The organism is Streptomyces flavovariabilis (genome assembly GCF_000725785.1).
In the GTDB taxonomy this organism is placed as follows: Bacteria; Actinomycetota; Actinomycetes; order Streptomycetales; family Streptomycetaceae; genus Streptomyces; species Streptomyces hawaiiensis.
This window is the reverse complement of the sequence record NZ_JNXD01000004.1, coordinates 224,537-249,451: the sequence shown is the minus strand read 5'-3', so window position 1 is coordinate 249,451 and position 24,915 is coordinate 224,537. Positions and strand designations below refer to the sequence as shown.

At 73.2% G+C, this 24,915-nt stretch carries 23 protein-coding genes; 12 read left to right on the top strand and 11 right to left on the bottom strand.

Features of this window, described 5'->3' with window-relative positions:
- Positions 1-61 precede the first annotated feature (61 nt).
- On the top strand, positions 62-1,792 hold the full coding sequence (locus IO24_RS0110300) for a type IV secretory system conjugative DNA transfer family protein (RefSeq protein WP_078899314.1): 1,731 nt from the start codon (positions 62-64) through the stop codon (positions 1,790-1,792).
- Here IO24_RS0110300 and IO24_RS0110295 read toward each other — a convergent pair.
- Both IO24_RS0110295 and IO24_RS44320 read right to left on the bottom strand, forming a co-directional pair.
- Positions 1,695-2,972 (bottom strand): DUF418 domain-containing protein, encoded by a 1,278-nt coding sequence (locus IO24_RS0110295; RefSeq protein ID WP_107062929.1) that lies wholly within the window; start codon positions 2,970-2,972, stop codon positions 1,695-1,697. The genes IO24_RS0110300 and IO24_RS0110295 overlap by 98 nt on opposite strands.
- Positions 2,969-3,361 (bottom strand): hypothetical protein, encoded by a 393-nt coding sequence (locus IO24_RS44320; protein ID WP_031134216.1) that lies wholly within the window; start codon positions 3,359-3,361, stop codon positions 2,969-2,971. The genes IO24_RS0110295 and IO24_RS44320 overlap by 4 nt, the downstream gene beginning before the upstream one ends.
- A gap of 135 nt (positions 3,362-3,496) precedes the next feature.
- Here IO24_RS44320 and IO24_RS0110285 point away from each other — a divergent pair, with 135 nt between their 5' ends.
- The 5 genes from IO24_RS0110285 (at position 3,497) to IO24_RS40510 (ending at position 9,302) form a co-directional block, all read left to right on the top strand.
- The gene (locus tag IO24_RS0110285) at positions 3,497-4,531 is read left to right on the top strand and encodes a C40 family peptidase (RefSeq protein ID WP_031134214.1); all 1,035 of its coding nucleotides are present in this window, start codon (positions 3,497-3,499) and stop codon (positions 4,529-4,531) included.
- 93 nt (positions 4,532-4,624) lie between these two features.
- A complete protein-coding gene (locus IO24_RS0110280; RefSeq protein WP_078899299.1) occupies positions 4,625-5,131 on the top strand; it encodes a DUF4913 domain-containing protein in 507 nt (168 codons plus the stop codon).
- Between the two features lie 189 nt (positions 5,132-5,320).
- The gene (locus IO24_RS0110275) at positions 5,321-6,211 is read left to right on the top strand and encodes a hypothetical protein (protein ID WP_031134210.1); all 891 of its coding nucleotides are present in this window, start codon (positions 5,321-5,323) and stop codon (positions 6,209-6,211) included.
- 109 nt (positions 6,212-6,320) lie between these two features.
- Positions 6,321-7,664 (top strand): serine/threonine-protein kinase, encoded by a 1,344-nt coding sequence (locus IO24_RS0110270; protein WP_031134208.1) that lies wholly within the window; start codon positions 6,321-6,323, stop codon positions 7,662-7,664.
- Positions 7,665-7,694: 30 nt separating this feature from the next.
- Positions 7,695-9,302, top strand: coding sequence for a glycosyl hydrolase (locus IO24_RS40510; RefSeq protein ID WP_037667680.1), 1,608 nt, complete (start codon positions 7,695-7,697; stop codon positions 9,300-9,302).
- Positions 9,303-9,421: 119 nt separating this feature from the next.
- Here IO24_RS40510 and IO24_RS0110260 read toward each other — a convergent pair whose 3' ends face one another.
- A complete protein-coding gene (locus IO24_RS0110260) occupies positions 9,422-12,406 on the bottom strand; it encodes an AfsR/SARP family transcriptional regulator (RefSeq protein WP_338055574.1) in 2,985 nt (994 codons plus the stop codon).
- Positions 12,407-12,608: 202 nt separating this feature from the next.
- Here IO24_RS0110260 and IO24_RS41975 point away from each other — a divergent pair, with 202 nt between their 5' ends.
- Positions 12,609-14,000, top strand: a complete 1,392-nt coding sequence (locus IO24_RS41975; protein ID WP_051905872.1) for a hypothetical protein — start codon at positions 12,609-12,611, stop codon at positions 13,998-14,000.
- 68 nt (positions 14,001-14,068) lie between these two features.
- On the opposite strand, the gene IO24_RS0110250 is transcribed toward IO24_RS41975, so the two are convergent.
- The 8 genes from IO24_RS0110250 to IO24_RS0110215 all read right to left on the bottom strand — a co-directional run bounded on the left by IO24_RS0110250 (position 14,069) and on the right by IO24_RS0110215 (position 19,767).
- Positions 14,069-15,457 carry a nucleobase:cation symporter-2 family protein gene (locus IO24_RS0110250; RefSeq protein WP_031134202.1) on the bottom strand — a complete coding sequence of 463 codons (1,389 nt, stop codon included), beginning with the start codon at positions 15,455-15,457 and terminating at the stop codon, positions 14,069-14,071.
- A gap of 20 nt (positions 15,458-15,477) precedes the next feature.
- Complete coding sequence (locus tag IO24_RS45590; protein WP_031134200.1) at positions 15,478-15,672, bottom strand: hypothetical protein; 195 nt, start codon at positions 15,670-15,672, stop codon at positions 15,478-15,480.
- Positions 15,673-15,680: 8 nt separating this feature from the next.
- Positions 15,681-17,060: an 8-oxoguanine deaminase gene (locus tag IO24_RS0110240; RefSeq protein WP_031134198.1), complete on the bottom strand. Its 1,380-nt coding sequence runs from the start codon at positions 17,058-17,060 to the stop codon at positions 15,681-15,683.
- A gap of 118 nt (positions 17,061-17,178) precedes the next feature.
- Positions 17,179-18,102, bottom strand: coding sequence for a factor-independent urate hydroxylase (gene pucL / locus IO24_RS0110235; RefSeq protein WP_031134196.1), 924 nt, complete (start codon positions 18,100-18,102; stop codon positions 17,179-17,181).
- A gap of 7 nt (positions 18,103-18,109) precedes the next feature.
- Entirely contained in the window at positions 18,110-18,499 is a 390-nt protein-coding gene (gene uraH, locus IO24_RS0110230) for a hydroxyisourate hydrolase (RefSeq protein WP_031134194.1), read from the bottom strand.
- Positions 18,500-18,506: 7 nt separating this feature from the next.
- Complete coding sequence (gene uraD / locus IO24_RS0110225) at positions 18,507-19,016, bottom strand: 2-oxo-4-hydroxy-4-carboxy-5-ureidoimidazoline decarboxylase (RefSeq protein ID WP_031134192.1); 510 nt, start codon at positions 19,014-19,016, stop codon at positions 18,507-18,509.
- A gap of 134 nt (positions 19,017-19,150) precedes the next feature.
- A complete protein-coding gene (locus IO24_RS0110220) occupies positions 19,151-19,519 on the bottom strand; it encodes a helix-turn-helix domain-containing protein (RefSeq protein WP_031134190.1) in 369 nt (122 codons plus the stop codon).
- Positions 19,516-19,767 carry a YkoF family thiamine-binding protein gene (locus IO24_RS0110215; RefSeq protein ID WP_031134188.1) on the bottom strand — a complete coding sequence of 84 codons (252 nt, stop codon included), beginning with the start codon at positions 19,765-19,767 and terminating at the stop codon, positions 19,516-19,518. The genes IO24_RS0110220 and IO24_RS0110215 overlap by 4 nt, the downstream gene beginning before the upstream one ends.
- A gap of 261 nt (positions 19,768-20,028) precedes the next feature.
- On the opposite strand from IO24_RS0110215, the gene IO24_RS0110210 reads away from it, so the two are divergent.
- The 5 genes from IO24_RS0110210 (at position 20,029) to IO24_RS0110190 (ending at position 24,914) form a co-directional block, all read left to right on the top strand.
- On the top strand, positions 20,029-21,045 hold the full coding sequence (locus tag IO24_RS0110210) for a lytic transglycosylase domain-containing protein (RefSeq protein ID WP_037667679.1): 1,017 nt from the start codon (positions 20,029-20,031) through the stop codon (positions 21,043-21,045).
- A 91-nt stretch (positions 21,046-21,136) separates the two neighbouring features.
- Positions 21,137-22,234 carry a sigma-70 family RNA polymerase sigma factor gene (locus IO24_RS0110205; RefSeq protein WP_244310211.1) on the top strand — a complete coding sequence of 366 codons (1,098 nt, stop codon included), beginning with the start codon at positions 21,137-21,139 and terminating at the stop codon, positions 22,232-22,234.
- Positions 22,235-22,380: 146 nt separating this feature from the next.
- Entirely contained in the window at positions 22,381-23,328 is a 948-nt protein-coding gene (locus tag IO24_RS0110200; protein ID WP_031134182.1) for an ABC transporter ATP-binding protein, read from the top strand.
- Positions 23,325-24,095, top strand: coding sequence for an MlaE family ABC transporter permease (locus IO24_RS0110195; protein ID WP_031134180.1), 771 nt, complete (start codon positions 23,325-23,327; stop codon positions 24,093-24,095). Before IO24_RS0110200 ends, IO24_RS0110195 begins: the two co-directional genes overlap by 4 nt.
- 3 nt (positions 24,096-24,098) lie before the next feature.
- Complete coding sequence (locus IO24_RS0110190) at positions 24,099-24,914, top strand: MlaE family ABC transporter permease (RefSeq protein ID WP_031107739.1); 816 nt, start codon at positions 24,099-24,101, stop codon at positions 24,912-24,914.
- Position 24,915: the final 1 nt, after the last annotated feature.

Below are 24,915 nucleotides of genomic sequence, written 5' to 3'. Positions count from 1 at the left end.
CGGTTCCGCGCACGAGCAGCTGCCGTGGGCGATCGTGGCGCTCGCCGGCACCGGGCTGGTCATGTTCACCGTCGTCTGGTCCGGCGGGACCCTCGGGTCCGGGCTGACCGGCAACGGCTGGGAGGGCCCCCCGTTCGCCCTGTCCACCGTGGAGCGGCTGGTCTCCGCCGGGCCCGGCGGCCTGTGGCCCGGGACCCCGGCCGCGGCGCTCTACGGGGGCATGCTCGGTCTGCTGGCGCTCGTCGCCCTGCCCGTCGCCCTCCTGGTGCGCTTCCTGCTGGGCCGGGCCGGCCGCACCGAGGGCCTGGCCGGGCGGCGCGAACTCGCCGCGATGTGCCCCAAGGGCATCGAGGCCCGCGCCCGCGACCTGCGCCCCACCCTGGAGGGCCGCGACCGGCTGCACCCGGACGAGACCGGCAACCTGCTGGGCGACCTCATGCCGAACGGGCCCGAGCTGCGCAGCAGTTACGAGGACGTGGAGCTGGACCTGATGGCGCCGCGGGCCGGCAAGTCCACCGGCATCGCCGTCCCCCGGGTGCTGCGTGCCCAGGGCGCGGTCCTGCTCACCTCCAACAAGTCCGACGTGTACGCCGTCACCCGTGCCGAACGCGAGAGGGCGGGCACGGTCTGGACGTTCGACCCGCAGGGCATCGCCCACACCCCACGGGCCATGTGGTGGAACCTGCTCGGCGAGTGCCACACCATCGAGGGATCCCGCCGCATGGCCGGTCACTTCGTGGCGTCCGTCAACGACGACACGGCGAAGAAGGACTTCTGGATCTCGGCCGCCCAGAACACCTTGACGGCTCTCTTCCTGGCCGCGGCCCGCAGCGGCACCCCCCTGCCCGAACTGCTCGGCTGGCTCGCCGACCCCGCCGACCGCACCCCGGTCGACCTGCTGCGCGACGCCGGACTCGTGGCGATGGCCGAGCAATTGCAAGGTACCGTCCGCGGTGCAGTCGAGACCCGGGACGGCATCTACGAGACCGCCCGCCAGACCGTGTCCTGCCTGCTGGACCCGGAGATCCTCGCCTGGGTCACGCCCGACCACCGGCTCCCGGAGTTCCGCCCCGACCGGCACGTCCTCGGCCGGGACACGCTCTACCTGCTGTCCAAGGACGGCGGCGGTTCCGCGGCCGGTGTCATCGCGGGGCTCGCCGACGCGACGATGCGGGCCGGTGTGGTGGCCGCCGAACGCATGGGCGGCCGGCTCGATCCGCCGCTGACCGCGGTGCTCGACGAGGCCGCCAACGTCTGCCGCATCTCCGATCTGCCCGACCTGTACTCGCACTTCGGCTCCCGCGGCATCAACGTCGTCACGCTGCTGCAGAGTTACCGCCAGGGCGCCCGGGTGTGGGGCGAGATGGGCATGGACGCGCTGTGGAGCGCGGCGACGGTCAAGCTCCTCGGCGCGGGTCTGGACGACGCCGACTTCGTGCAGAAGGTCTCCACGCTCGTCGGCCAGCACGACGTCCGCACCCCCACCGTCTCGCGCGGCAAGGAGGGCACGTCGCGGTCGTACTCCTACCGCCAGGAGGCCGTCCTGCCGCCGGACCGCATCCGTGCCCTGCCCAAGGGCACGGCGCTGCTGCTCGCCACCGGCGTCAAGCCCGCGCTGATCCGGCTGCGGCCCTGGTACAAGGAGCCCGGCGCGGCGGCGATCTCGGCGGCGGCGAAGGCGGAGACGGCCGCCATCACGGAGCGCGCCGCGCGCCGTCTTCCGGCGGGGCCGCGCACTGTTCCCGGTCTGCCCGGGCCGCAGGAGGTACCGCTGTCCGAACATGTCTCGTGACCCTCCGCCGGAAGGCCCCGGGGCGCCGTCCCCGTGTGACGGCACGCAGGACGTACTCGGCCGGCCCGTAGCGCACCCGCGCCGACAGCCGGGCGCCGAGCGCCAGCTGGACGGCGTAGAGCAGGACGCACCCGGTCAGGACCACGACCGTACCGGCCCGGTCGTGCAGACCCAGCCCGTACCCGGAGAACACCCAGGCGAGCACGAGCGACTGGGTGAGGTAGTGGCTGAGCGCCATGCGCCCGGCGGCGGCGAGCACACCGGCCGCCGCCGGAACGCGGCTCCCGGCCCACCGCAGCAGCAGGAGCAGACCGCAGGCGTACGACGTGGCGAGCGCCGGGGCGGTCAGGACGGTCGCCGCCTGGCCGACCAGGAACCAGCGGCTGTCCAGCGGCCCGCACGCACAGCAGGCGGCGATCACGCCACCGGCGAGGCCGTACGGCAGCCCGCGCAGGGCTGTCCGGCGCAGCCATGCGCGGTCCCGGCCGCGCCGCTCGGCCAGCCGGGACTTCGCCGCCGCCAGCCCGCCCAGGAACGCGGCCAGCATGGCGGGCGCGTACAGCAGATCGGTGCCGATCGCGGCCGGCAGGTCGCGCAGGTGGGTGCCGAGCACCGAGGCGGCGTCGCCCCGGTAGGCGGCGACCCGCTCGGCGGCCCGGGGCGCGTACGCGGTGACGGTTGCCGGCTCGGTGAGGGCGACGGTCAGCAGTCCGTACCCGAGCAACAGCGTCGCGAGGAGCAGCAGCAGGGCGGCCGCGAGCCGCAGTGCGGCCCGGACGGTGAGCCCGCTCAGCCCGTACAGGACCAGGGCGAGGACGGCGTACGTCGTCAGGACGTCCCCGGGGTACAGCAGGACCGCGTGTGCCGCGCCCAGGACGAACAGGCCTGCTGTGCGCCGCAGATGGCGGGGTGCGAAGGCGGTACCGGCCCGGCGCGCGGACCGGGCCTGGAGGACGAAGCTGTAGCCGAAGAGGAAGGAGAACAGGACGTAGAACTTGGCGGTGACCAGCGCGGTCACCAGCCACGCGGCGCCCCGGTCCGGGGCCGGCGCCCCCGGCCCGCCCCCGAAGACCGTGTACGGGCCCGCCACGAGCAGGGCGTTGACCACGAGGATGCCGAACAGGGCGAACCCGCGCAGCACGTCCAGTTCGCCGACCCGCGGAGCACCGGCCGGGCTCACCCGGCCGTCACGACCCCGGTGCCGAACGCCAGGGTGGCGGACAGGAACCAGCCGAACGACGGCGCCAGCAGGTGCCGGGACGTCCACAGTCTGGCCCGGGTGGGGTGCTCGCGCGCGTACACGACCGGCACGCTGCCGCCGACCGGGGGAACTCCGCAGAACGGCCCGAACGGGCCCGGATCGAGGACGAGTTCCCTTCCCAGGTGGTCGGAGAACACGACCAGCCCGCCGCGCCGCCCGTCGGTCGCCGCGCGTGCCGTCACCCGCCCCATCACCCGCCGGCCGCGCGCCCACAGGGCGGCGGCCGTCGCCAGTGCCCGGACCGCGGCCAGCAGGCATCCGAGGCCGAGCCCCGTACACAGCGCGAGCAGCACCACCTGTGCGTTCACATCAACCCCTTCGCCCGACGCCCCGAGGGCACAACGGGCCGCGGGGGCGTCCCGGTTCACACCGTCCTTGAACCTCCGCAGGGCACGGGTCCGTTGTGCGGGTGCCCAGATGACCACGAAGGAGCCACGAACCGCATGAGACAGATCCCGGGCGCGCACGGCCGCCGGACGGCGGCCGTCGTCACGCTGGCCCTGGCCCTGACGGCGACGCTCCACCAGCCCGCCGGTGCCGAACCGCAGTCCCTCCCCGAGGTACGCGCCGAACTCGACCGCCTCTACCACCAGGCCGAGGTCGCCACGGAGAAGTACAACGCCCTGGACGGCAAGGTCACCCGGCAGGAGAAGCGCCTCGGCACGCTCCGGACCCAAGTGACCTCTGCCGAACGGAAGCTGAGGCGCCTGACCGGACTGGCCGGGGCTGCGGCCCGCTCCCAGTACCGCGGGGGCGCCGTCCCCGCCGAGGTGCAGTTCGCCCTCGCCGGTGATCCCGAACGCGCCCTGGACAACGCGTCGTTGGCCCGTCAGGCGCAGCTGGCCACGAATCGGAGGATCAAGGCCCTTTCCCTGGCGGAGGAGGAGCTGCGCACCCGCGGCGACGAAGCGGCCGACGAGCTGAAGCGGCTGCGCCGCAACCGCGGTTCCCTGGACTCCCACCGCAGGACGATCCGGACCCGGATCGGCGCGGCGCGGCGCGTCGAGTCGCGGCTGGAGCAGAAGCAGCGCCGTGAACTGGCCGCGCTCGAACGCAGGACGGCCGACGAGGCCCAGGCGGAGTGGGTGCGGTCGGGCGTCCTCGACAGCGCGGGCACCGAGGGCAGTACCGCGGGCCGCGAGGCCGTCGCCTTCGCGACCGGGGAACTCGGCAAGCCGTACGTCTGGGGCGCCGAGGGCCCCGACTCCTACGACTGCTCCGGTCTCACCTCGCAGGCCTGGCTGGCGGCGGGCGTGGTCATCCCGCGCACCTCGCAGGAGCAGTGGCGCCTGCTGCACCGCGTCCCGGTGACGAAGATGCGCCCCGGTGACCTGATCATCTACAACGCCGACGCCAGTCACGTCTCCCTCTACATCGGCGACGGCCGGATGATCCACGCCCCTCGCCCGGGGCGTCACGTGACGGAGGCGCCGGCCGGGTCGATGGAGATCCTCGGGGTGGTCCGACCCGACGCCTGACCTCACGGACACGCCTCCACCGGGCACACGACGCCGCCCGGAGCACCGGTCCTCCAGCCGCCACCCCACGCCACGCACGAGCAGGAGAGCGCCATGTCCACCAGCCAGTCGACGCCCCCCTCGGTCTCCGGGGCCGCGCCGCCCCAGGCCGCCCCGGCCGACGCGTCCGCCCCGGCACCCGGTGGGGAGCCACCCACGCCGCCGCGCTTCATCCTCTACCTGGACGGGCCGGCGTACGCGCAGACGCTGCGCCAGCTGACCCTGTGGACGCACCACGTGCTGCTGCCGGTCTACGGCAGGGAGGTCACCTCACAGTCCCCCTGGTGCCCCGTCTGGTGGGAACACCCCGAGGCGGTCGCCCGGTTGCACGGCCTATGGCTCGCCTGGGGCGATCTCACCGGGCCCGGCTCCGACATGACCGGACCGGCCGTCTGGCACCGCGACCACCTGTCGTCGGTCATGGACACGCTGCGGGACCCGCAGGGCCCGTTCGCGGGCTGCAAGCCCGGCATGCACCGCCCCAAGGAGAAACCCACCGTCGAGACGATGGACCCCTTCGGACCGCCGCCCCCTCCCCCGCCGCCGTCCCCGTGGTCGTGAGCGGGCCGCCGGGCGGGCGCCCCGGCGAACGGCACGTGCGGGCGGAAGGGGATGAACCGTCCACCCCCGCCGCCGCGTTGTGGTTCCCGATCGGTACAGCCATCCGGTCGGCGGTGCCGGACCCGGCACCGTCACAGGCTCCGTGCGGAGCTTCGTACGGAGCGCTCACCTCCCGGAAGGAAGGGTGACATGGCAGGATCCCAACACTCGGACGACAGCGCCAACAGCAACGCCAGTTCCTACTCGTCCGTCAGGGTCTCCGACGACGGAAGGCGGGCGCAGGCCCGGGCCTCCAGCGCGCCGGTCCCGGACGACGCGCCCCCGCTGTTCGCCAACGCGGGGACCGGCGTGTACGACCAGACCGCCCGGCAGTTCTACGCGGTCAACACGGCCCAGCCGAAGGGCCAGCAGGTCGCGCGATGGAGCAAGAGCGCCGCCGCCTGGGTCTCGGAGAACAAGTCCCGCATCGTGAAGGCACTGGTCGACGTCACGCCGACGATCATCCAGGGCGCCGCGGGGTTCACGACCGGCCGGGCCAAAACGATCGTGAGCGGCGTCGGCATAGCCGCGCAGGCCGGGGTGGCCGGCTACGAGCTCTACGACCAGGCCAAGCAGAGCCTCGCGGGCGGCCACGTGGACCCGGTCCAGGTCAGCGCGAGCCTCGGCAGGCTTGCGTCCACGGCGCTGAACACGTACGCCGCCGTTGCCGACCAGGAAGCCGCGGCCACCGCGAGGGTCGGCGGAGCGGGTTCCTGGGTGGCCGGAGCCGCCACGATGACCGACGTCGTGCACCACGCCCACACCGACCCGGGACGGGTGGCGGCCGACCCCGGCTACGAGATGTACGGGATGCACCGCAACCCGACGCTCGGTAACCAGCCCGGGCAGTATCCGCCCGGGTTCACCCCCGCACCGGCGCCGCCGTCCTCCAACTCGTCCCTGTCGGCGCCGGCCAACAACACCCCGGCCGGGAACTTCAGCCCGGCCGGCACCTCCAGCGGACGCGTCAGCAGGCAGCAGCCGGCGGAGGCGCAGCTGTCCCAGAAGGCCCAGGGCAAGAAGCCGGTCGGCCGCCGCTGAGGGACACCGCACCGCGGTACCGGCGCGGGCGTGCCGGGGTTGAACCGTTGACCCCGGCACGCCCGTTGTCGCCTCGTGTCCGCACCTTCCCAGCTGAGAGAGGGCCACCGTGGCGGATGACAACGCGGCCTCCCCGGACCGGAACCGGAACCGCCCGGCCGAGGAGCGTCCCGAAGCCGCACTGGCGCGTGACCTGATCAGGACCGAGTACCGCCTGCGGGACGGGCGCCTCGGCGCCGGACGCGACACGGCGGACACGCCGGGCGCCTGGAGGCGTCTGACGGAGCGCCTGCGCAGGCTCGTCGACCGGCTCCTCGGCCGGGACCAGGCCGGTGTCGGCGGCCCGGACGCGGACTCGGCCGGGTCCTGGCAGCCGGCCCCGGCTCAGATGCCCGCCCGGACCTCCGTGGACGGGCCGTCCCCGGCGGCCGCCGGGCCGTCGGCGCATCCGGACGTGGTGCGCCTGGAGCAGCGGATCGGCCGGCTGTCGCCCCTTCGGCACGAGGCGTTCGAGGACGCGGTGCTCCACCTGCTCAGAACCGACGACAGGTGGAGGAAGGCCTTCGAGCGGTCCCCGGAGAGCATGCCGACGGTCGCCCGGTACGCGACCGACGCGCACCTGCGGGAGGCGCTGCGGGAGACGTCCCCGGGCGCGGGCCCGCGGGAGCCCGCGTCGGCTCGGGACGATCTGTCGCGGACCGCGCCGGTCACGCGCATGAACGCCACCACCGACAGCAGTACGCAGACGGAGACCCAGGCGGGCACCCGCAGCGCCGCCGAGGCGCTGGACGCCGCCCGGGACCGGATCATGGCAGCCGACGCACGGCAGTTCGCGGCGCTGCGCGCACGCTGGGAGCGGGCGGCCGCCCCTGAGCAGCCGGGCACCGCACCGGCCCCGGGCGGAACCGGAGCGGGTCCGAGGGCCCCCGGGCAGGACGAGATGGCCGACGGCCAGGCCTTCCGGGCGGCCCAGCGGGCGCAGTGGGAACGGCTCGGCACCGGCGCCACCGCCTCCCCCAGCCCCACCGAGGCCCTCGACGGCGAGGCCTTCCGGGCCGCCGCCGAAGCCCGGCGGGAGCAACTGGGCAACAGCCCCACCACCGTTCCTCGCTCCACCGACGCCTTCGACGGCCACGCCTTCCTCGCGGCCGAGCGAGCCGCTCAGGGGACCGGGCGGGCCCCGGACACCACCGGGCCGGTGGTGGACGCCCTCACGAGCGCGCCCCCGAGCCCGGTGGCCCCGGTGTCGCCCCAGACGCCCGCCGCATCCCCGCCGTCCCTGCTCAGCGGCGAGGGCCACGCGGCCGTACGCAGTTCCCTCGACACCCTCCAGCCCTTTCTCACCTCCACGGCCCCGGGCACCCCCGATGCGCCGACGGGTCCCCACCGCCCGGCGCCCGTCCACAGGCCCACCACCCCCACCACCACTCCCCAGAAGAGAGGACGGACATGACGTACGTCGCCCCCGCGGGAGGCGCGGTCCATGCGTAGACCTCCCCTCCGCAGCCGCATCTCGTTCCTGCTCGCGCTGCTCCTGGTCGTGGCCGGTGTCACCGGCACCGCGCTGCTGATCCAGAACCAGCGCCCGGACGGTGTGAGCATCGCGGGCACACCGGCCGCCGGTGCCGGCTCTGCCGAGCACACCGTCACCTTCCGCAACACGACGGACCACCGCATCTGGATCGGCAGCACGGTCAACGCCGACGGGTCGGCCGCGCTCACCGGGCTGCCCACGCTGGACCCGGGCCAGTCGGGCACCGTCACGATCCCCGAGCAGTCCGGCGCCGGGCACTGGCGCGGCAAGTTCTTCGCCCGCGAGGGCTGCACCGGCGAGGAGGGGAGCACGTTCCACTGCGCCGTCGGTGACTGCGGCCCCTACGCCGACCGGTGCTCGACCGGTGAACAGCCCACCGGACTGGCGGAGTTCAATTTCGACCCGAAGGACGGCCAGGCGCCCTGGTACAACGTCAGCTACGTCAACGCCGTGGCCGCGCCGATCACCATCACGCCGGACGGCGTGACGCCGCCCGAGTCGGGCGAGTGCGCGCCGGCCGGGTGTGCCACGGATCTGCTCGCCGCCTGCCCGGCGGACAACCTGGTCGAGGACCAGGCCACCGGCCGTCCACTGGTGTGCGTCAACCCGAACCGGGACGCGAAGACGCCCTACAGTGACGCGCTGGCCGCGAAGTGCCCGACCGCGTACAGCTGGTCCAAGCACGACACCGAGCAGGGCAACCGGGTCGTGTACCAGTGCCGCGCGTGCACGGGCCTGACCGTCACCTTCCACGGCAGCGGCGACGGCGCCGCCGCACCCGGCCCCGGCCCCGCCGTCACCGGGCAGCCCGGCAGCGGCGGCGCCCCGGAGGCCGCCGGCAAGGGCGTCGCCCTGAACCCCGTGGCGGGCGCCTCGGAGGCCCTGGCCGACTCGGGATCCTCCTGGTACTACAACTGGGCCTCATCGGCCGACGGCGTCACGGGCACCGCGGGCGCCGAGTTCGTCCCGATGATCTGGGGTCCGGGCTCGGTCACCGACGCCGAACTGGGGCAGGCCGCCCGCGAGGGCAAAGCACTCCTGGGCTTCAACGAGCCGGACCATCCGGGCCAGGCCGACATGTCCCCGGAACAGGCCCTCGACCTGTGGCCCCGGCTGGAGTCCACCGGCCTGCGGCTGGGCGCACCCGCGGTCGCCTCCGGCGCGGACGTGGCGGGCGGCTGGCTCGACCGGTTCATGAGCGGGGCCGAACAGCGCGGCCTGCGGGTCGACTTCATCCCGCTGCACTGGTACGGCGCCGACTTCGGCCCCGGCGCCACCGACCAGCTGCGCGGCTATCTGCAGGCCGTCCACGACCGCTACAAGAAGCCGGTCTGGCTCACGGAGTACGCCCTGACCGACTTCTCCCGGGGCGCTCCGCGCTACCCGAGCGAGCAGGAGCAGACCGACTTCGTCCGGTCCTCCACCGAGATGCTGAACGGGCTGGACTTCGTCGAGCGGTACGCGTGGTTCGCGCTGTCGAAGGAGACCAGTCCGACGGGTCTCTACGACGGGGCGGTGCCCAACGCGAGCGGGCGGCTCTACCGAGAGGCGCGCTGAGGCGCCGCCGGCCCGGTGAGGGCGGCTCGCGGGCGTTGAACCGCCCTCACCCCCGCACGCGTTGTGCGGGTGCCCGCCGGCGCATCGCCGGCGGGCCCCACGAACGAAGGAGAGCCATGTCAGGCGGTCCGTCTCGGCGCGGCCTCCCGGGTACGCGCGCCGGCCGGACCGTCCGGCAGGCGGTCGAGCCGCTCACGGACCTGCTCGGCGTCCGGATGGCCGAACTCCGCGAAGATCGCGAGGGCGTGCCGCCAGCTCTCGCGGGCCGCCTCGGTCTCTCCGCCGTCGAGGTGGACGTCCCCGAGGTGGCCCAGGGTGTGGCCCTCGCCCCAGCGGTTGCCGATGTCCCGGTGCGTCGCGAGCGCCCGGCGGTAGTGGTCGACGGACTCGCCGTGGCGGCCGAGCCGGTGGTGAATCGTGCCGAGGATGTCGAGGGTGACGCCCTCGACCCAGCGGTTGCCGCCCGCCCGCAGGACGACCAGCGCCTGCTGCAGGCAGTCGAGGGCCTCGTCGTAGCGCCCCATCCGCTGATAGGCGTCGCCCAAATTGCACAGGGCGATGCCCTCGCCCCAGACGTTGCCCACGATGCGGTCGAGGACCAGTCCGCGGCGGGCGTACTCGACGGCCTCGCGGAGCCGGCCGGCGTGCAGGTAGGCGTCGCCGAGATTGGCGATCACCGAGGTCCAGGTCGCCCTGTCCCCGAGTTCCCGGCTCAGCACCAGCGCCTGCCGGAGGTGCTCGACGGCCTCTTCGAACCGGCCCCCGTTGCGCAGCGCGGCGGCCGTGTCGCACAGGCCCTGGGCCTCCCCCTCCCGGTCCCCGGCGTCACGGGCGGCGGCCAGGCCCGTCCGCGCGGTGTCCAGCCAGTCGTGCACGTGGCTGCGGAGGTAGAAGAACCCCCACAGGACGGCGGGCAGGCGCCACGCGATGCGCGTCTGCCCGGCCTGGGCGGCCTGGTGCACCGCGACGATCAGGTTGGACCGTTCGGTCTCGCACCAGTCCAGGGCCCGTTCGTGCGTCGTGAACTCCAGCGGCCGGCAGTCCTGCGGCCGCGGCTCCAGCGGGATGCGGCGGCGGTTGGGGGTGATGTGCGGGTAGGCCGCGTCGGCGGTGTGCAGGTACCAGGTCAGCAACCGCCCCAGGGCGAGGTCCCGTTCCTGCCGGGTCTCCTCGACGCGGACGCGTTCGGCGGCGTACACGCGCAGCAGGTCGTGCAGGGTGTAGCGCCCCGGGAAATGCTCGGTGAGCAGGTGGGCACGGGTCAGTTCGGCGAGGGGCCCGCGCGCCTCACGCGGGGGAAGACCGGCGAGAGCGGCCGCCGCGGGCGCGGAGATGTCCGGTCCCGCGTGCAGGCCCAGCAGCCGGAACAGGCGCGCGGCCGGGGCGGACACCGCCTTGTAGGACCAGGAGAAGACGGCCCGTACGTCGGTGGTGATGTCGTCGCCGCCGGCGAAGGCGTCCAGGCTGCCGTGGCTGTCGTTCACCTCGTCGGCGATGGCGCTGAGCGGGAAGCCGGGGTGGGCGCGGGCGTGCGCGGCGACGATGGCGAGGGCCAGCGGCAGGCGGCCGCACCGCGTGATGATCTCGTCCGCGGCCTGCGGCTCCGCGGCCAGCCGGTCGGTGCCCAGGCGCAGGGCCAGCAGGTCGTGCGCCTCGGCCCGGGTCAGCTGGTCCAGCGTCAGGGGGTGCGCCCCCTCGCCGGCGACCAGGCCGGCGAGCCGGTTGCGGCTGGTGACGATGACCAGACAGCCCGGGGAGCCGGGCAGCAGCGGACGCACCTGTTCGGCGTCGCGGGCGTTGTCGAGCAGGACCAGCACCCTGCGGCGCGCGAGCAGGCTGCGGTACAGCGCGACCTGCGCGTCGAGACCGGCGGGTATGCGCATCGGCGGGACGCCGAGCGCGTCGAGAAAGCTGCGCACGGCTTCGTCGGGGGTCACCGCGGAGCCGGTCGGGTCGAAGCCGCGCAGATTGATGTAGAGCTGACCGCCGGGGAAGCGGTCGGCGATCCGGTGGGCCCAGTGCACGGCCAGAGTCGACTTGCCGATGCCGCCCATGCCGCCGATCGCGCTGATCACCACGGCCGACGGAGGGCTGCCGTCCGGGGGCAACAAGTCTCCGATGCGGGCGAGTTCGCTGCTGCGTCCGGCGAACGTGGACAGGTCCGCGGGCAGTTGTGCGGGGCGGGCCGGCTGGAACCGGGGCTCGTGCGGGTCGGCCGGGCCGGGCCGGTCAGCGCTGTCCGGCGCCGTGGCGCCGGTGGCTGCGGCCGGTACGGACGGCCGGGCACCCTCGGGCGCCGCCGGAGCCGGACTCCTCGCCGGGTGCGGCATGAGGGCCGGGTCGGCGGCCAGGATGCGGTCGTGCAGCTCCTGGAGCGACACCCCGGGCTCGACGCCCAGTTCCGCCACCAGGGCGTCGCGTGTGCCGCGGTACGCGGCCAGTGCCTCGGCCTGCCGTCCCGACCGGTAGAGGGCGAGCATGAGCAGCCGGCACAGCTCCTCCCGCAGGGGGTGACCGGCGGTGAGCGGGAGCAGTTCGGCGATCACCTCGTGGTGGCGTCCGAGGGCGAGGTCGGCGTCCAGCCGCGCCTCCAGCGCGGTCAGCCACTCCTCGTCCAGCCAGGAGCACACCGTCTCGGCCAGCGGGCCGGGGAGTCCGGTCAGGGCGGCGCCGCGCCAGCCGTCGAGCGCGGCGCGCAGCAGGTCCGCGGCGCCGGGGACGTCGCCCGCGGCGCGCGCCTTCTTCGCCTCCGCGACCCGGCGCTGGAACACGGCGAGGTCGAGGCCGTCGTCCGGCACGCGCAGCAGGTAACCGTCCCCGACGGAGACGAGCACCCGGGGCTGCTGCGCCGGGCCGCGGTCGGGCTCCAGCACCTTGCGCAGGCGCGACACGTAGGTCCGCAGGACGGACACGGCAGCAGCGGGCGGCTCCTCCCCCCAGACGGCGTCGATGAGTTCACCGAGCGGCAGGGGGCGCCCGCGGCGTAAGAGCAGTGCCGCCAGCACCACCCTCTGCTGCGGCGAGCCGAGGTCCAGTTCCCGTTCCCCGCGCCACGCGCGGACCGGCCCCAGCAGAGCGAAACGGAGGGTATTCACGTAGTCCACGTTCGGACTCTAGTGCGCACCCGCCCCGGCGCGGCACTTCAGTGGAACGTGGCGTTCCGTCACAGTCACCGCTGACGTGCCTGCCATCCCCTTGTCACCCGCGCGTTGAACCCTTCGCGGCCGGGGTCCGTTGCGGTACGCGGGCAACGCCGATACCGCCCCGGCCGCACGATCGGCCGGGGCACGTCAGAGAGGAACGCCGATGAGCCCGGGACACGAGGAAGCGGACGAGCCGGTCACCGGAGGCGAAGCCGTCGCGCACGAGGGGCAGTTCGAGCAGTCCCCGCACGTCACGGTGGTCATCTCCGGTGACGGATCTGCCGCCGTCGACGGTGAACCGGTGCCGGTGGCGGAGGGGGCGACGGTCGACGCCGCGATCCTCGACCTGCTGCACGCCCGGGCGAGCGACCAAGGCACCGCCGTCACGGCGGCGATCTCCGACCCCGCCGCGGGGTACGTGGCGCACGTCGAGGTCTTCCCGGACGGCTCCAGTTCGCTGCGGGAACAGCGGCGCGAGACTCCGGAACCGTCCCTCGCCGGGGAAGGCGCCGAAGCGGAGGCCGACGGCACGGCTCCCGCGCCCGCCGCGGGCCCCGGGGGCGGCCCCGTCGACGTCGACGAGGCGGCGTACGCGCTGCCCGAGCCGGAGGGGACACCGGCCGCACGCCCCGTGCCGCCGCCCGCGCCCGCCCGCAGGCCCGGCTCGCGCCAGTCGGACGACGAGTTCGAGGGCCCCGGACTGCTCGGCAGGCCCCTGGTGATCGGGCCGGTGGCACTCGGTGTGGCCGCCCTGGTCGTCGTACCGCTGGTGATCCTGGGCAGCGGCGGGTCCGGCGACGGCGGGAACCGGGAGGAGACCGCCGCGCGTGCGGGCGGCTCGCCCTCGGCCGGGACCTCACCGGCCCTGAGGCCGTCCTCGCTCCCGATCCCGCCCCCGTCGGCCTCGGCGTCCGCCTCTCCGTCGGCCTCGGACAAGGGCAAGGACGGGAGCAAGAAGAAGCCGAAACCGTCGGGCGCTTCGGGGGGGAAGGGCGCGGGCCGGGTCACCGTCACCGTCACGGCCAGACCTCCCGCGGCCACCACCACCGTCACCGCGAAGCCCCCGCAGGACACCGCCGCCAGTGCCGTGAAGCGGCTCGCCGCGAGCGACCCCTCCGGACGGCACATCTGCTACCGCGCGTACGTCTCCGGGCAGGGCTGGCAGAAGCCGGTGTGTGACGGCACGATCGCCGGCAGCTCGGGGCAGAACCGGCCGATCAAGGCCCTCAACATCGCGGTGCACGGCGTCGGCGGGTCGGCCGCCAACGCCTTCCGGCACGTGGCGAAGCCGGTGGACGGCCGCGGCAAGTGGCAGCCGAGCTGGACGGCCGTCACCGGCGACGGCGAGAACTTCACCATCGGCAGCGCGAAGCGGAACGCCCCGAACATGCTGGGCTTCGCCATGAACGTCGGCAGCGGCGAGATCTGCAACACCGTCCGTCTGCGTGGGCGCGACTGGGGCGGGCGGGTGTGCAGCAAGCCCCGCCCCGATTTCACCTTCGGCGGCACCCTGGACAACGACGTCTGGCTGGAGGCCGTGAAGCTCACGGTGTGACACTGCGCCCCGGCCCCCGGTCAACCGTCGTTGACCGGGGGCCGGGGCCTGAGCGGAGTCCCGGGGGCTCAGGACGCGGCCGGTGCCTTGGGCGCGCCCGTGAGCTCCTCGCCCGCCTCCATCGGGTGGGTCACGTCGTGGGCGTCGGGGTTGCCCCGGCCCAGGTGGTTGAAGACCAGGTTGAGCAGCACGGCCGCCACACAGCCCGTGGAGATGCCGGAGTCCAGGACGATCCGGGCCGTCTCCGGGAACGCGTGGTAGAACTGCGGCGCCGTGATGGGGATGATGCCGACGGCCAGCGAGACGGCCACGATCAGGACGTTGTTGTCCTTGTCCAGGGCCGCCCGGACCAGGGTCTGGATGCCGCTGGCGGCGACCGAGCCGAACAGGACCACGCCCGCCCCGCCGAGCACCGGGCGCGGTACGACGGCGATCAGCGAGGCCGCCATCGGGCACAGACCCATCAGCACCAGGAAGCCGCCGCCCGCGGCGACGACGTACCGGCTGCGGATCTTCGTCATGGCGACCAGGCCGATGTTCTGCGCGAAGGCGCTGCACATGAAGCCGTTGAAGAGGGGGCTGACCGCGGAGCCGAGGGTGTCGGCGCGCAGGCCGGCCGCGATGGTCCGCTCGTCGGCCGGGCGGTCGACGATCTCGCCCAACGCCAGCATGTCGGCGGTCGATTCGGTCATCGACACCACCATCACCACGCACATCGAGATGATCGCGGCGAGCTGGAACTGCGGGGCGCCGAAGTGGAACGGGGTGGGGAAGCCGATGACGGCCGCGTCCGCGACGGGAGCGAAGTCCGTGGCGCCGAACGGGATCGCGATCAGCGTGCCGATCACCAGGCCGAGCAGCACGGCGATCTGCTTGACGAAGCCCGTGGTGAAGCGGCGCAGGAGCAGCACGATCAGCAGGGTGACGGCGGCGAGCCCCAGGTTGGTCGCCGAACCGTAGTCGGGCGCCTGGGGGTTCGGGCCCTGCGCCCAGCCGAAGGCGACCGGGAGCAGCGATATGCCGATCAGGGTGATGACCGTGCCCGTCACCACGGGCGGGAAGAAGCGGATCGCCTTGCAGAAGACGGGGGCCGCCAGGAAGCCCAGCAGTCCGGCGACGATGACCGCGCCGAAGATGATCGGCAGGGCGTCGGACTTGTCCTCGGTGGAGGCGACGATCGCGGTCATCGGGGCGACGCCGGCGAAGGTGACGCCGTTGACGAACGGCAGCCGGGCGCCGATCTTCCAGATGCCGAGGGTCTGCAGGAAGGTGGCGAGGCCCGCGGTGAACAGGCAGGCGCCGGTGAGGAAGGTCAGGTCGGTGGCGGAGAGGCCGATGGCCGCGCCGACGATCAGGGGTGGGGCGACGACGCCCGCGTACATGGCGGCCACGTGCTGGAGGCCGGTCGTCGCCATCTTGAGCGCGGGGAGTTTTTCGTCAACGGGGTGGTCGGCCACGGCGGCTTCCCTCCGGTCGGTTACACGGCCGCGTCGATGGCGGCCGTGGGTGTCAGGGAGGTGGTGCGGGTGGTCGTGCGGGACCGGACATGCGGCGGACGGGTCGTGCCGTTCCGGGGCGCACGCGTGGACGCGAGCGCCCCGGAGACGGCGCCGCGGTCCCCGCTCGGGTCCACGGCCACCGGCCGGGAGCCGTCCCTCCCGGCCGGAGTCATCCGGGTGTTCAGGCCTGGGCGGCGATCCTCGCCAGCCGCTGGGCCTCGTCCCGCGTGGCGCGGGCGATGGCGTCCTCGTCGGCCGTGAGCAGCCGCCCGTCCTCGACGATCTGCCGGCCGTCCACGAAGGAGGCGGTGACCGGTGCCGCCGCGCCGAAGACCAGGGCGGTCACCGGGTCGGCGATGGAGGCGTGGGCGAGCGTGTCCAGCTTCCACAGCACGAGGTCGGCGAGCTTGCCCGGCTCCAGGGAGCCGGTCTCCGCGGCCCGACCGAGGACCTGGGCGCCGCCGTACGTGCCGAGGCGCAGGGCCTGACGGGCGTTCAGGGCGGCCTCCCGGTGGGCGCCGAGGCGGTTGATGAGGAGGGCGTTGCGCAGCTCGGTGTGGAGTTCGCCGGACTCGTTGGAGGCGGTGCCGTCGACGCCGAGGCCGACGGGGACGCCGGCCGCGAGCATGTCGGGGACGCGGGCGATCCCGGCCGCGAGGCGGGCGTTGGAGGAGGGGCAGTGGGCGACGCCGGTCCTGGACCGGGCGAAGGCGGCGATGTCGGAGTCGTTCATGTGGACGCAGTGCGCCATCCACACGTCCTCGCCGAGCCAGCCGGTGGACTCGAAGTAGTCGGTGGGGCCCATGCCGAACAGCTCGTGGCAGAACTTCTCCTCCTCCACGGTCTCCGAGCCGTGGGTGTGGAGCCGGACGCCGAGGCGGCGGGCCAGCTGGGCGCCGTCGCGGAGCAGTTCGGTGGAGACGGAGAAGGGTGAGCAGGGCGCGACGGCGACCTGGGTCATGGCGTCGAAGGAGGAGTCGTGGTGCTGCCGCACGGTCTCCTCGGTGGCGGCCAGCGCACCGTCGAGGGTCTCCACGGCGAAGTCCGGGGGCAGGCCGCCGTCCTTCTCGCTGCGGTCCATGGAACCGCGGGCGAGGGTGAAGCGGACGCCCATGTCGCGGGCGGCGCCGATGATCGCGCCGGAGAGGTCGCCGGAGCCCCGCGGGAAGACGTAGTGGTGGTCCATGGCGGTGGTCACGCCGCCGCGGGCCATCATGGCGAGCGAGCCCTGGGCCGCCGCGCGCACCATCGGCTCGTCGATGCGCGCCCAGGTCGGGTACAGCGCGACGAGCCAGTTGAACAGGTTGTGGTCGGTGGCAAGGCCCCGGGTGATCCACTGGTAGAAGTGGTGGTGGGTGTTGATCAGGCCGGGGGTCACGAGGTGGCCGGTGGCGTCGATTCGGCGTACGACGTTCTCCAGGCCCTCGGGGGCCCTGCCCGCGCCGAGCGACTCGATGCGGTTGCCGGCGAGGACGACGTACCCGGAGGCGTACTCGGTGTCGTGTCCGTCGACGGTCGCGATCGCGCAGTTCTCGATGACGATGCGCCGGTCTGCTGCCATGGTGCGTCCCTTTTCACGGAGTGTGCTGAATTGGAGAGGGCACGGCAGGACCCTGGGAGTTTTGAGTGCCGTGGCCGGGAGGAGGGTTCCCCGGCCACGGGTGCCGAAAGAGGGAACGTCAGAGGTTGGTGAGGTCCTCGGGGATCCGCGGCTCACAGCCGTCCCGCAGGATCGTCGCCTCGATCAGGCCGTAGGGGCGGTCGGCGGCGTAGTACACCTCGTTGTCGTTCTTCAGTCCGAACGGTTCGAGGTCGACCAGGAAGTGGTGCTTGTTCGGGAGGGAGAAGCGGACCTCGTCGATCTCGCTGCGGTGGTTGATGATCCGTGAACCCATTTGGTACAGGGTCTGCTGAAGGGAGAGCGAGTACGTCTCGGCGAAGGCCTGGAGCATGTGCTTCTTCACCTGCTCGTAGGACTTCTCCCAGTTCGGCATGCGCTGCTCGTCGTCGGTCCAGTTGAAGCGCCAGCGGCCGGAGACCTCGGTGGCCAGGATGCGGTCGTAGGCCTCCTTCAGCGTCGTGTACTTGTCCTTGACGTAGCCCCAGAACTCGGAGTTGGTCGAGTTCATCACGACGAGGTCCTTCAGCCCCGAGACGACCTCCCACGACGAACCGTCGTAGGTGATCTGGGTCAGCCGGGTCTCCTGGCCCTTGCGGACGAAGGAGTGCTTGACCTCGTCGGCGCCGATGAACTGCGAGTTGACGTCGGAGGCCTCGATCCGCTCCCAGGCGTACTCCTCGATGCGGATCCGGGCCCGGTGGATCGGCGCCTGGCTGGTGACGAAGTGCCGGGCGAGGTGGATGCCGAACTGCTCGGCGGACTCGATGCCGTGCTCCTTGGCGAACGCGTACACCGTGTTCTTGGTGGTGTCGGTCGGCAGGACGTTGGCGTTCGAGCCGGAGTAGTGGACCTCGTCCATGTCGCCGCTCAGCGCCACGGATACGTTCAGGTCCTTGATGTGGTGGGTGGCGCCGTCCCGCGTGATCTTGACGACTCGGTTCTCGGCCTTGCCGTACTGGTTCTGTCCCAGGATCGTGGGCATGTGTCTGCTAGCTCCCTCGGTATACGGAGTAGCCGAACGGGTTGAGCAGCAGCGGTACGTGGTAGTGCTCACCGGGCTTCACGGCGAAGGTGATCGCTACCTCTGGGAAGAACGCACCGCTGTCCCGATTCGCGGGGGCGTCCTGCTGCGCATCGGCTTGCTTCTTCTCGAAGTACGGTTCGACCGCGAAGTCGAGCCGTACGTGGGTGGTGGCCGCCGGCAGCGCCGGCAGGTCCTTGCACCGCCCGTCCGCGTCGGTCGCGGAGCCGCCGAGCCTCTGCCAGTCCGCCTCGCGGCCCGAGCGGGCGGAGAGGTGGACGGCGACGCCCTCGGCGGGGCGGCCGACACTGGTGTCCAGGATGTGCGTGGACACGGATGCGGTGGCGGAGGTGCTCATGCTGCTGTCAGTCCTCTTCGACGAGTCGGGCCAGGCGGATGCGGTTGATCTTCCCCAGTTCGGTGCGGACGATCTCCCGCTCCCGCTCCGGCGTGTTGCCGATCCGTTCCCTGACCGCGTCGCGCATCTGCTCGCCGGTCCGGCCGGTGGCGCAGATCAGGAAGACATGGCCGAACCTCTCCTGGTAGGCGAGGTTCAGCTCCAGCATCTCCGCCTTGAGTGCGTCGGAGGCGCCGGCCATGCCGCGCTGTTCCCGGGCCGAGGTGGGGTCGCCGGGCTTGGGGCGGCCGATGGGCGGGTGGCCGGCCATCGCCTCGTCGAGGTCCGCCGCCGTCAGCTCCGCCATGGCGGCGTCGCTCGCGGCGTACAGGTCCTCGCGGGTGGCGTAGGGGCGGGCGGCCAGCAGACGCTTCGCCCACGCCGTGGCGGCGCACGCCTCGTGGAGCGCGGTGAACGCCGCGTGCTCCTCGAGCGCGTTGAACCGGGCCAGGCCCGGCGGCGTGGAAGTGGAAGTCACGGGAGCCTCCGTGGCCGGATGCGGCCTTCGTGCTGAACGGGCGTGCCGATAGCTAACGCCCTCCCGCGACAGCACGTCAACAGTTTGTTGAAAATTCGGTGGCGCGAAACCGAACCGGTGCGGTGCCGGACCGGTCAGGCCCCCTTCTCGCGGTTGAGGTAGTTGTAGACGGTGAAGCGGCTGACGCCGAGGGCGCTCGCCACGGTCTCCACGCCGTGCCGTACGGAGAAGGCGCCGCGCGCCTCGAGTATCCGTACGACCTCCTGCTTGGCCCTGCGGTCCAGGTCGGCCAGCGGCATGCCCTTGCGGCGCTCCATGGCGGCCAGGATGTGATCGAGGGAGTCGGCGAGCTGCGGCAGCCGTACGGCGACGGCGTCCTTGCCCTCCCAGGCCAGGACGACGTCGTCGGGGCCGGCCTCGTCGGGTGGGATCATCTCGCCGCCCATGGCGTCGACCAGGGGTTTCACCGCCGCGATGAACGGCTCGTCCCCCGCGCCGCTCACGCCTCGCCCTCCTCGACCACGTTGACCTGGAGCGAGACCCGGGTGGCACCGGCCTCCAGGGTTTTGCGCAGCAGGGCGTCCACGGCGGTGAGCACCGCGTCGGCACCACCCTCCGCGGTGTTGCCGAACGGGCCGACGTCCACGGCGTCCAGCTCGGCGGCCTCGATGACCTCCCGGGCCACCAGCGCGTGCGCGGGCGCCTCGTCGAGGTCGAAGGGCTCGGTCGTGAACTCCACCTTCAGTCGCACTGTGCCCCCATGCATCTGCTCCGACCCGCGCGTGCCGCCAGGTCCGCGATCGGGACCGGACCGCCCCGGCCGCTTGGGGAGACCTTAACGGACACGGTTGCGGACCTCGCCTGCTCAGCGGGCCCCGTTCCGTGCGACGGACGTGCCGCCCCGCCGCGTAGAGCAGAGGACGAATCCACACAGGGAGGGGAACGCGAGGTGCGCACATTCAGGAGAGCCGTTCTCAGGGGTGCCGGAGGTACGGCGATCGCGGCGGCGGCCATGGCCGCGCTGACGGCGTCCCAGGCGTCGGGGGCGCTCCCGGCCCGGGCGGCGGAGCCCGCGCGTCAGGCGACACCCGCCGAGCGCGGGCCGAGCGTGTCCGGCGACACCCCCTACCGGACCGAGCTGCCGCCGCTGCGGACGGGGAAGCCGAAGAAGGGCACCGGGCCGGTGACGGGCGGCGGTGCGCTGCCGGCGAGCGTGTTCGCCGCCTACCGGCACGCCGAGCGGGATCTGGCCCGCACCACGCCCGGCTGCGGACTGCGGTGGCAGCTGACGGCCGCGATCGGGCAGGTGGAGTCCGGGCAGGCGCGCGGCGGCCGGGTGACGGCGGACGGCACGACCGTCACGCCGATCCTCGGCCCCCGGCTGAACGGCGGCCCCTTCGCCGTCATCCGCGACACCGACCACGGGGTGTACGACGGGGACACGGCCTACGACCGCGCGGTGGGCCCGATGCAGTTCATCCCGTCCACCTGGGCCCGCTGGGGCGCCGACGGCAATGGCGACGGCCGGGCCGACCCGAACAACGTCTTCGACGCCGCGCTCGCCGCGGGCCGCTATCTGTGTGCGGGCGGCCGGAACCTGTCCGACCCGGCCGACCTGGACCGGGCGATCCTCGGCTACAACCACTCGCGGGCGTACCTGCGCACGGTCAGGGCCTGGTACGCGCACTTCGTGGAAGGGCACCGGGTGGTGCCGGACGGCCGCGCCGAAGCCCCCGGCCGACCGGAGCCGTCGCGCCCGGGCACGCAGAAGCCCGCCGCGCCGCAACCCTCCGGCCGCCCGAGTGCGACCCCCTCCCGTACGCCCGCCGCGCGGCCCGCCTCACCCTCCCCCGCGCCGTCCCGTCCGGCAGGCGGAGCCGGGGAGTTGGAGGAGCCGCTGCTCCCCGTGCCCGACCCGGAGGTGCGGCTGCCCGAGGGCGGGGTGCTGCCCGGTGACGGTCCGCTGACCAGCAACGGTGAGGACACAATGGGAACCGCCCCCTCCACAACCACGGCTACCGGGGGGTAATGTCGCCAGCCGCCGGACGGCACAGGAACCGGCGGGTGAGCGTGGAGGGGCCCTCATGGCGACGGACATGCCTGCTGAGGCAGAGGCGGCCATGGCTGCTCGGACACAGGAGGCCCACGACCGTTGGCAGCGCATGTGGAGCCACCGCGAGCAGTTGCTCAAGGTGGCCCGACGGCGGTCGATGAGCCTGGAGGACGCCGAGGACGCCGTGCACGAGGCGATGCTGCGCGCCGCGGAGCGCCCGGACCTCGACGACGAGCGCCTCGGCGCCTGGCTGACCACCGTGACCATGAGGCTGTGCGTCGACCGGTACCGCCAGGTCAACCGTGAGGCCGAGGTGCGCACCAGCCCCACGCTCGTCGCGCCGGGTCCGGTGCCCGTCGACGAGGTCGTGTGCGACCGGGCCGAGGCCAGGTGGCTGGCGGTGCGCAGCGGGGACCTGCCCGCCCGCCAGGCGGAGGCGCTCCGGCTGAAGTCCGAGGACCTGGACGTCGGCCAGGTCGCCGTGCGGATGGGCCTGAGCTACCGGACCGTCGAGTCGTTGCTGGCCCGGGCCCGGCGCACGCTGCGCGCCTCGCTGGCCGGGACGCTGGGGGTCGTGCTGTTCCTGATCGGGCGCGGGCGGCCGCGCGGGGGCGGCAAGGCGCACGCGGTGGCCGTGGCCTCCACGGCCGCGACCCTGGCGGTGGCGGGGTTCGTCCTGCCGTACGCGCTCGACGGGGGCGGCAGCGGGGGCGGTCCCGCGTCGAAGCCCTCCGTGTCGGGGCCCCCGGAGGCGCTCCGGCCCGACGGTGACGGCCGGGTGGGCACTCCCGGATCGCCCGGGTCGTCGTCCGCGCCGGCGGTGCCCGGTGGCCGGGCGGCGGGGTCTCCCGCCGAGGGTCCGCTGCTGCCGCTGTCCGTGCCGTCCCTGCCGGAGGCTTCGGTGCCCCCGCTTCCGGCGCTGTCGGCCCCCGAGGTCCCACAGGTTCCGCAGGTCCCGGACGTGCCGAAGGTGCCGGAGCTGCCCGAGCTCTCCGGCGTGACCGAAACGCCGGGCCTCCCGGACGTGCCCGATGTTCCGGACGCGCCGGACGTTCCGGTCGGGTCCGCCGTCCCGTCGGTCGTCCTGCCGACCCCGGCGACCCCCTCCGTTCCGGACACCTCCGCCGTACCGAACACCGCCCTCACAGCGCCCACGCTCCCGTAGAACCGCACGTCGGGCCGCCCGTGGAGCGGCCCGCCACCCGACCCGCGAAACCCGTTCGAAAAAAATCCGCCCCGGTCGCGACGGACGCCCCGCCCCTCCCCGTAGAGCAGATGTCGGAGCTGCTCCACGGCTGAAGGGTGAACCGGATGGGTGTCGAGATCTGCGTGGAAGGGCTGACCAAGTCCTTCGGCCACCAGGTCATCTGGCAGGACGTCTCGCTGACGCTGCCCGCCGGGGAGGTCTCGGTCATGCTCGGCCCCTCGGGCACGGGCAAGTCGGTGTTCCTCAAGACGCTCGTCGGCCTGCTGAAGCCGGAGCGCGGCTCGATCACGATCCAGGGCCGGGACATCACCAAACTCCGCGAGCACGACCTGTACGAGGTGCGGAAGCTGTTCGGGGTGCTGTTCCAGGACGGCGCGCTGTTCGGCTCGATGAACCTCTACGACAACATCGCCTTCCCGCTGCGCGAGCACACCCGCAAGCCCGAGAGCGAGATCAGGCGGATCGTCCTCGAGAAGATGGACATGGTCGGCCTGATCGGCGCCGAGGAGAAGCTGCCCGGCGAGATCTCCGGCGGCATGCGCAAACGGGCAGGGCTGGCCCGCGCCCTGGTGCTCGACCCGGAGGTCATCCTCTTCGACGAGCCGGACTCGGGCCTCGACCCGGTGCGCGTGGCCTATCTCAACCAGCTGATCGTCGACCTCAACGCGCAGATCGACGCGACCTTCCTGATCGTCACGCACGACATCGCCTCGGCCCGCCAGGTGCCCGACAACATCGGGCTGCTGTTCCGGCGCGAGCTGGTCATGTTCGGCCCCCGGGAGAAGCTGCTGACCAGCGACGAGCCGGTCGTACGGCAGTTTCTGAACGGCCGGATGCAGGGGCCGATCGGCATGGCCGAGGAGAAGGACGCCGCCCAGGTCGAGCAGGAGCTCGCACAGCTCGGCGCCGGCGCGGGCACGGAGACTCCCGGCGGCCGGGACCTGACTCCCCGCCTGCTGCCGGGACCGGGCATCGCCCGCCCGCCCCGCTGGGAGGCGATAGCCGGACGTGAGGCCGAGCCGCACCGCCGCAAGGAGGTGGCGGACGCATGAGCCTGTCGCCCACCGGGGCGCTGCGGCACTCGGGCAGCCTGTTCGCGATGGCGCTGGACGTCCTGCGCACGATGCCCCGTCGCCCTTTTCAGGTGCGGGAGTTCATCCAGCAGGCGTGGTTCATCGCGAGCGTCACGATCCTTCCCACCGCGCTCGTGTCCATCCCCTTCGGGGCGGTCATCGCGCTGCAGATCGGCAGCCTGACCCGGCAGCTCGGCGCCCAGTCGTTCGCCGGTGCCGCGTCGGTGCTCGCGGTCCTGCGGGAGGCCTCCCCGATCGTCACCGCGCTGCTGATCGCGGGCGCCGGCGGCACCGCCATCTGCGCGGATCTGGGGGCGCGCAAGATCCGCGAGGAGATCGACGCGATGCAGGTGCTGGGCATCGACCCGATCCACCGCCTCGTCGTCCCGCGGGTGCTGGCGTCGATGGTGGTCGCCCTGCTGCTCAACGGCCTGGTGTCGGTGGTCGGCGTCGCGGGCGGCTACTTCTTCAACGTGGTCCTCCAGAACGGCACGCCCGGCGCGTACCTGGCGTCCTTCACCACCCTCGCCCAGCTCTCCGACCTGTGGGCGGCCGAGCTGAAGGCGCTGGTGTTCGGGGCGATCGCCGCGATCGTCGCCTCGTACAAGGGGCTGACCGCCAAGGGCGGGCCGAAGGGCGTGGGAGACGCGGTGAACCAGTCGGTGGTGATCACCTTCATGTTGCTGTTCGTGACGAACTTCGTGATGACCGCGGTGTACTTCCAGGTCGTCCCACAGAGGGGTTAGCCGATGAGACTCCTCGACCGCCCCCTGCGCTCTCTCGAAGAGCTGGGCACCCAACTCTCCTTCTACGGCCGCTCCCTGGCCTGGACCGGCCGTACCCTGCGCCGCTACAAGAAGGAGGTCCTGCGTCTGCTCGCCGAGGTGACCTTCGGCCGTGGCGCGCTGGCCGTCGTCGGCGGCACGGTCGGCGTGATCGCCTTCCTGTCGTTCTTCACCGGCACCGAGGTCGGCCTCCAGGGCTACGCGGCCCTCAACCAGCTCGGCACCTCCAACTTCGTGGCGTTCCTGTCGGCGTACTTCAACACCCGGGAGATCGCCCCGCTGGTGGCCGGCCTCGCCCTGTCCGCGACGGTGGGCGCCGGCTTCACCGCCCAGCTCGGCGCGATGCGGATCAGCGAGGAGACCGACGCCCTGGAGGTCATGGGCGTCCCCTCGCTGCCGTTCCTCGTGACCACGCGGATGATCGCCGGGTTCGTCGCCGTGATCCCGCTGTACGTGGTCGGGCTGCTGTCCTCGTACCTGGCCGCCCGCACCATCACCACCGGCTACTACGGGCAGTCGGCCGGCACCTACGACCACTACTTCCAGCAGTACCTGCCGCCGGTCGACGTGCTCTGGTCCTTCGGGAAGGTGATCGTCTTCGCCGTCCTGATCATCCTGGTGCACTGCTACTACGGCTACTACGCGAGCGGCGGACCGGCGGGCGTCGGCGTCGCGGTGGGCCGCGCGGTGCGCACCTCGATCGTCGCCATCAACGTCCTGGACTTCTTCCTGAGCCTCGCCATCTGGGGCGCCAGCACGACCGTACGGATCGCGGGGTGAG

Excerpts from the sequence above, each read along its gene's own strand:
- IO24_RS40510 (WP_037667680.1), top strand. The coding sequence starts at position 7,695 with ATGCGTAGACCTCCCCTCCGCAGCCGCATCTCGTTCCTGCTCGCGCTG.
- uraH (WP_031134194.1), bottom strand. The coding sequence starts at position 18,499 with ATGAGCACCTCCGCCACCGCATCCGTGTCCACGCACATCCTGGACACC.
- pucL (WP_031134196.1), bottom strand. The coding sequence starts at position 18,102 with ATGCCCACGATCCTGGGACAGAACCAGTACGGCAAGGCCGAGAACCGA.
- IO24_RS0110210 (WP_037667679.1), top strand. The coding sequence starts at position 20,029 with ATGGCCGCGCTGACGGCGTCCCAGGCGTCGGGGGCGCTCCCGGCCCGG.
- IO24_RS45590 (WP_031134200.1), bottom strand. The coding sequence starts at position 15,672 with ATGACTCCGGCCGGGAGGGACGGCTCCCGGCCGGTGGCCGTGGACCCG.
- IO24_RS0110195 (WP_031134180.1), top strand. The coding sequence starts at position 23,325 with ATGAGCCTGTCGCCCACCGGGGCGCTGCGGCACTCGGGCAGCCTGTTC.
- IO24_RS0110285 (WP_031134214.1), top strand. The coding sequence starts at position 3,497 with ATGAGACAGATCCCGGGCGCGCACGGCCGCCGGACGGCGGCCGTCGTC.
- IO24_RS0110280 (WP_078899299.1), top strand. The coding sequence starts at position 4,625 with ATGTCCACCAGCCAGTCGACGCCCCCCTCGGTCTCCGGGGCCGCGCCG.
- IO24_RS0110300 (WP_078899314.1), top strand. The coding sequence starts at position 62 with ATGTTCACCGTCGTCTGGTCCGGCGGGACCCTCGGGTCCGGGCTGACC.
- IO24_RS0110200 (WP_031134182.1), top strand. The coding sequence starts at position 22,381 with ATGGGTGTCGAGATCTGCGTGGAAGGGCTGACCAAGTCCTTCGGCCAC.
- IO24_RS0110205 (WP_244310211.1), top strand. The coding sequence starts at position 21,137 with ATGGCTGCTCGGACACAGGAGGCCCACGACCGTTGGCAGCGCATGTGG.
- IO24_RS0110240 (WP_031134198.1), bottom strand. The coding sequence starts at position 17,060 with ATGGCAGCAGACCGGCGCATCGTCATCGAGAACTGCGCGATCGCGACC.
- IO24_RS41975 (WP_051905872.1), top strand. The coding sequence starts at position 12,609 with ATGAGCCCGGGACACGAGGAAGCGGACGAGCCGGTCACCGGAGGCGAA.
- IO24_RS0110190 (WP_031107739.1), top strand. The coding sequence starts at position 24,099 with ATGAGACTCCTCGACCGCCCCCTGCGCTCTCTCGAAGAGCTGGGCACC.
- IO24_RS0110275 (WP_031134210.1), top strand. The coding sequence starts at position 5,321 with ATGGCAGGATCCCAACACTCGGACGACAGCGCCAACAGCAACGCCAGT.